General features: G+C 61.5%; 1 pseudogene. It reads right to left on the bottom strand.

Going from position 1 to position 572, the window contains the following annotated elements:
- Positions 1–198 precede the first annotated feature (198 nt).
- Positions 199–572 (bottom strand): annotated as a pseudogene (locus C446_RS08980) (alkaline phosphatase family protein); the annotation flags it as partial.

The following is a 572-nucleotide window of genomic DNA, read 5'->3' as shown; positions in this document are numbered from 1 at the left end:
TTTCAAAACAGGACTCTCAGGCCATATAGCGGCATTAAGACGAATATCATAAATTCAATACTGTCGCCTTCTTGCGTTCAACAGAGCAACTGACGTGGCGTCGAACACTCGAGTACCGAGTGTAGAACAGTTCGGACGTGAGGACAGCGGACGTGACTAACAGCGGACGTGACGGACAGAACACTCCGCATTACAGAGTTACTCCATGTATCCGAGACCCTTCAGCCGATCCTCCACGTCGTCGAAATCCTCGTCGACGTCGTCCTCACTCGTCGCCCCGCGAGAGCCTGCAGCCGCCTGTGGCTCTGGCTCTCGAACTTTCGGGTCCGCATCGCCCTCGAGCAGCTCGGTCCGAACCTCGCCGTCCATCCCGTCAGGGATCGGCTCGCCCACGCTGTGCAGCAGTGTCGGCGCGACGTCGACGACCGAGAGGTCGGCCGGCTCGCCCGCCTCGAGCGAGCCGTCGATCGTCGGGCCGTGAGCGAAGAAGACGCCTTCGCTGCGGTGGCTCGCGGCTTTCGTTCCGGCGGGGGCGAAGACGTCGTCGGCGAGACGGGTCTTCTCCTCGTAGC

Origin of the sequence: Halobiforma nitratireducens JCM 10879 (assembly GCF_000337895.1) — an archaeon.
Taxonomy (GTDB): domain Archaea; phylum Halobacteriota; class Halobacteria; order Halobacteriales; family Natrialbaceae; genus Natronobacterium; species Natronobacterium nitratireducens.
This window is presented reverse-complemented; position numbering and strand designations above follow the sequence as displayed.